This window comes from Lactiplantibacillus xiangfangensis (assembly GCF_001438845.1).
Classification (GTDB): domain Bacteria; phylum Bacillota; class Bacilli; order Lactobacillales; family Lactobacillaceae; genus Lactiplantibacillus; species Lactiplantibacillus xiangfangensis.
Window position 1 is genome coordinate 1 of record NZ_JQCL01000085.1, and the last position, 390, is coordinate 390.

Here is a 390-nt window from a genome sequence, read left to right on the forward strand (position 1 = left end):
CCGTAGGAGAACCTGCGGCTGGATCACCTCCTTTCTAAGGAATATTACGGAAACCTACACATTAGTCGAAACTTTGTTTAGTTTTGAGAGGTCTAACTCTCAAATTTATAAATGCTTTTTGGGCCTATAGCTCAGCTGGTTTAGAGCGCACGCCTGATAAGCGTGAGGTCGATGGTTCAAGTCCATTTAGGCCCATTAAGAGCCGCCAGCGGTTCTTACATTTTAATTGAATACCTCATGGGGAATTAGCTCAGCTGGGAGAGCACCTGCTTTGCAAGCAGGGGGTCAACGGTTCGAACCCGTTATTCTCCATTGACGACGTTGGTCGTCATTGAAACTTGTTCTTTGAAAACTAGATAATATCAAATATATTTTTTCATAATGAAACCG

The 390-nt window shown here is 43.1% G+C and carries 2 tRNA genes; both read left to right on the forward strand.

The features are described from left to right. Nucleotides 1–120 precede the first annotated feature (120 nt). Nucleotides 121–195 (forward strand) — tRNA-Ile (locus IV64_RS11255). A 44-nt stretch (nt 196–239) separates the two neighbouring features. Then, nucleotides 240–312 (forward strand) — tRNA-Ala (locus tag IV64_RS11260). Nucleotides 313–390: the final 78 nt, after the last annotated feature.